The sequence below is a fragment of the Paenibacillus sp. OT2-17 genome (assembly GCF_009827695.1).
In the GTDB taxonomy this organism is placed as follows: domain Bacteria; phylum Bacillota; class Bacilli; order Paenibacillales; family Paenibacillaceae; genus Paenibacillus; species Paenibacillus polymyxa_B.
Window position 1 is genome coordinate 1 of the sequence record NZ_WUDQ01000288.1, and the last position, 4,572, is coordinate 4,572.

General features: G+C 46.0%; 4 protein-coding genes. 2 read left to right on the top strand and 2 right to left on the bottom strand.

The genetic code is table 11. The annotated features are described in order from the left end of the window. The coding region (locus GRP75_RS19655) for a beta-galactosidase (RefSeq protein ID WP_160790125.1) at nt 1–1,599 on the bottom strand (1,599 nt) is incomplete at its 3' end. Nucleotides 1,600–1,748: 149 nt separating this feature from the next. On the opposite strand from GRP75_RS19655, the gene GRP75_RS19660 reads away from it, so the two are divergent. Continuing rightward, nucleotides 1,749–2,588 (top strand): helix-turn-helix transcriptional regulator, encoded by an 840-nt coding sequence (locus tag GRP75_RS19660; protein WP_081327480.1) that lies wholly within the window; start codon nt 1,749–1,751, stop codon nt 2,586–2,588. A 170-nt stretch (nt 2,589–2,758) separates the two neighbouring features. On the opposite strand, the gene GRP75_RS19665 is transcribed toward GRP75_RS19660, so the two are convergent. Next, a complete protein-coding gene (locus tag GRP75_RS19665; RefSeq protein ID WP_160790126.1) occupies nt 2,759–3,646 on the bottom strand; it encodes a LysR family transcriptional regulator in 888 nt (295 codons plus the stop codon). Between the two features lie 111 nt (nt 3,647–3,757). Between GRP75_RS19665 and GRP75_RS19670 the strand changes: the two genes are divergently transcribed. Next, the coding region (locus GRP75_RS19670; protein ID WP_160790127.1) for an MFS transporter at nt 3,758–4,572 on the top strand (815 nt) is incomplete at its 3' end.

Genomic DNA, 4,572 nt, shown 5'->3' on the forward strand with positions numbered 1-4,572 from the left:
TATCATCGTAAAGTCCTCTACGTGGACGCCGCTCATTGCGGCTGCAGGGCCTGGGAGTGGCTGCATGCGGCAGTGACCGAACTCGTTCTTATAACCGGTGCGGCAGCCGAAGATCAGGATGCCCCCATCCTCTACATATTTCTGTAACATAGCTGCCGTACTGTCTCGTAGGATCGCCGGATGCGTGTATACCAGCACCTTGTAATTGGCCAGTTCCCGCAGCTGTTCTGATTCCATACCCGGACGGATTGTAGCCATATCCGAAGGTATATGTCCATACTGCAGTGCCTTGTACCAGCCGAGCTCACTTTGCTTTGTCAAGGGACCATACCATTTATCCAACTCGCCATCCCACTCGTTATCATAGTCACGAAGTAGAGCAACCTCTGCCACGTAACGTTTGCCAAGAATCCGCCCTCCAACCTTTTGCAGCTCCTTTCCGACGCGGCCTGCTTCTGCGACCCGACGATTCGGCTGATTGTGATAATCATTAATTCCATGCCAGTACATTTCCGTACCAAACGTTACCGTTCTCCAGCGGAAATACAAAATCATGTCTGCCCCGTGAGCAATGCTTTGGTAGGTCCACAATCGCATCTGCCCCGGGCGCGGAGATGGCATCTCCATCCTGTTCACCCATCCTCCTGGACCGGATTGCTGCTCCATCACGCAGAAATTTGGTGACATCCCTCTGACGTTACTTAAAGTAAGCCCCCACTTGCGATCCAGCAATGGCTTCTCCCCTTGGTCCGGATAAATGGTACTGAATTGAGGGTAAGAATCGTACGAGAAAAAATCAAGCAGTTGATCCGTCATTTTATGGCTATCCAAATGCCCGAATACACCGTTGGTTGTCACCCACTGATTAGGCGCCACTGACCGAATAATGTCCACTTGTAGCTTGGCAAACGAAATGGTGTTATCGGATATAAATCGCTTCTCGTCCAAAGCCTGATGAGGATTCGTTGACCCGGATACGGTCGGACGAGTTAGATGGACCTGATTCCAGCTGTCGTAAGTTTGATTCCAGAATACAGCCCCCCAGGCCTTGTTGAGTTGCTCCAACGTACCGTATTTTGCCTCTAGCCAGCGCCGGAAAGCCTGATGATCTGCCTCGGCATAGAAGACGTTTATCTCGCAGTTCAGCTCATTATCAATTTGCCACCCAATGATGGCCGGATGATCTTTGTAATGTTGTGCCATCTCTCTTGTAATACGTGCGCAAAGCTCCAAATAAACGGGACTGCTGTAGTTATAATGCCGACGCTGACCGTGTTGGAACGTGACCCCTTCCATGGATACGTTCAGCACCTCGGGATACTTATAAGTAAGCCATGCCGGTGGCGTAGCTGTTGGTGTGCCCATGATCACTTGAATCCCGTTCGCGTCTGCCTGCTCCAAGAAACGGTCAAACAGCGTGAATTCGAACTTTCCTTCCTCCGGCTCGAAGATCGACCAAGCAAATTCTCCAATCCGAATGATGCTGAAGCCCAGTTCCTTCATTCTTATGAGATCGTCCGACCACAACGATTCGTCCCAGTGTTCAGGATAATAACAAGCTCCTAAATGAAAGCGATCTAAAGATAAGGATTTCGGCATGCTCCAATTCTCCTTCAGTAGAAGTGATAGTACAAAAATGTGATTATCTGATAATCGTATCTATTGTAATATAAGAATAAAAGGATTAGAATAACTCGATTTTGCTAATTGAATTACTTTTTTGCTAACTTACTCAAGGAGATGGATACATGATTAAAATAGATTGTTATCTTCCTTCACCCATTCTAAAAGGTATACTGTTTCCCGAATCGTTAGGACATTACAAGAACTTCCCCAATCATGGGGAGCGAAGGAATGCAGGATTACTAAAAGATTACAATTTACATATCATTTTTGCAGGCAAAGGCGCTATTGTGCATGATGGGAAGGAAATCGAGCTTACCCCTGGCATGGGCTTTCTTTTCGGCAAGCATACGACGCAGCAATATCGAACTAAACCCGAGGATCCCTGGGATGTCCGATGGATTCATTTTGACGGGCAGGATGTAGATTCGCTATTACAAGGTCGAAGCATGCACGAACCGTATCTGTTCTCGCTCCACCGGCCAGAACGTTTAAAACCGCTGATGGAAGAAATGTTGCAACTTGCCCAAACTTACCGTCACGACTATGATGTACAGATCTCTTCCCTGCTTTATGAAGTCCTTCTGGAGATCGTCCATCATTCCCACCAAATTTTCGGCACCTCTCCCGGCGGCACCGTCCATGAGAGGATTCGTCATACGGCGGAATATATTCGTATGCATTGTCGAAACATGCTCGATTTGAAGACAATGGCTGCGACGTCAGGTTATAGCTCCTTTCATTTTAGCCGACTCTTCCATCAGATCATGGGTAGTACTCCAGCTCAATATTTGCTCCAATGCCGAATAACGCTGGCCAAACAATTGCTTGTATCTACGGCACTCACTGTAAAGCAGATTGCACTGGAAACCGGCTTTCATCAAAGCAGCTATTTTATCAAGAGATTTCGGGAGCATACAGGCATCACGCCGGAGCAGTTTCGCCAGCTGAGAAAGATGGGTTAGTACAATCCAAAAACTCCTTCAATAGCTGGGCGTGTGTGTATGGCAGCGTACAAATCGAAATTACAAATTATGCAGTTGAATAAAAGAATAAGCGGCCGCTTAGGACGTTTGGTTAACATGTCCTACGCTACCGCTTTTGTTAATGTTTTTTATTTCGCTTATATTTGGGATTAATTTGTCTGTTTGGATATCGCTCCGAAATATTCTACAACTACCTCACGGAATTCCAGAGCAGCCCGCGAAATATACCGACTCCTGTGCCATAATAAAGCGATCTCCCGTACCAATTCGTGATTTTCTACTTGGAGATACTTAAGATGTTCCCGTGAATTTCTTGCCGTGCTTGGTATGAAGGCTATGCCAATTTCAGCTTCCACAAGCGTACTAAGCCTTGCAGGTTCATCCCCCTCATACACATATTTAGGTACAAATCCTTCCGATTTGCATATAGAGTCCACTAAATCGCGAGTACCGTAGCCTCTCTTTACACCGACAAACCATTCATCCCTTAGATCTGTCAACGTTACACTGCTTCGATCTGCCAGCCGATGTCCCTTTGGAACAGCTACAAGGATTGGGTCGATAAACACGATTTGGCATTCGATGTCATCTCCCTCTATTGGAGGTGAGGACAAGCAAAAATCGACCTCGCCTCTATGAAGAAGCGTTACCATTTCCTGCGTAGTCAGCATTTGCACATGAAATTGAATATAGGGTCGCTTTTTCCGAAACTCTCGAAGGATATTGGGTAATGTGCTAGCGGTGGTCACCGCCAATTCGAGAGTGCCATGTTCCGGGCTGGATAAATCACTAAGCTCCTGCTTCCCCTGCTCCAATTCAAATAAAGCCCTCTCTGCACGTTGAAGGAATCTGCTTCCGAACTCATTCAATCGCAGTTTCCTCCCTGTTCGATCGAATAGAGGAACCCCCAGATCTTCCTCCAAGCGCTGAATCGTTTTGCTCAGCGACGATTGAGTAACATGCAGACTTCGTGCAGCTTCGGTCACATGTTCCAAACGAGCTACCGTCAGAAAATATTGCAGTTGAAGAAGTTCCATTATGATCCCCCATTCATTCCCCCAAGTCAATGAGATTATAACATCAAATGCGTTGGAATAAATAATCGGTTTCAAGTACGATGACATTAATTCGCTATGGGGGGACCAGAAATGAGCGTTCGCAGCTGGTGGTTAATGATTTCAGTTGGTCTAGGGATACTATTGAACCCATTAAATTCTTCGATGGTTTCTGTTGCTATTCCAAGTCTGCAAAAAGTGTTCCAACTTGACTTTACAGGTGTTTCCTGGATTATTTTTTCTTTCTACATTGCAAGTAGCATCGCTCAACCTGTCATGGGAAAAGCCAGCGATTTATTCGGTCGTAGAAAGATATTTCTTACCGGGCTTGTTGTAGCCTTCATTGCATCATTATTGGCTCCATTATCACCAAATTTCGGGTGGCTCATCGTGTTCCGCATTGTGCAATCCATCGGAACAAGCATGATGGTTGGGGTTGGAATGGCTATTGTTCGAATTCATATTACAGAAAAACAAGCAACTGCGTTGTCTGTTTTGTCCATATTCCTATCTGGAGCAGCAGCAATTGGCCCCTTTATTGGCGGAGTCTTGATTCATTGGTGGAATTGGCCTGCTATCTTTTTCATCAATATTCCGTTTGTGGTGGCCAGCTTTGTATTGGCTTGGAGGAATATTCCTAAGGATGAACTGCCAACATCCTTAGCACGCAACATGTCCTTTCGTAAATGGTTTGAATTGATTGATGCATCAGGGATTCTGCTCTTCACAGTGGCTTTGGTTACCCTACTCGTTGGATTACTCTCAGCAAAATCATTTGGACATATCTCATTAGGAAATGTCATTGTCGGGCTGATAGGTCTCGTTGCGCTGGGGATATTCGTACGACATGAGTTAAAAGCGACATCACCCTTTATCCCTTTACGCACATTCGCCAAGTACCCTGCAAT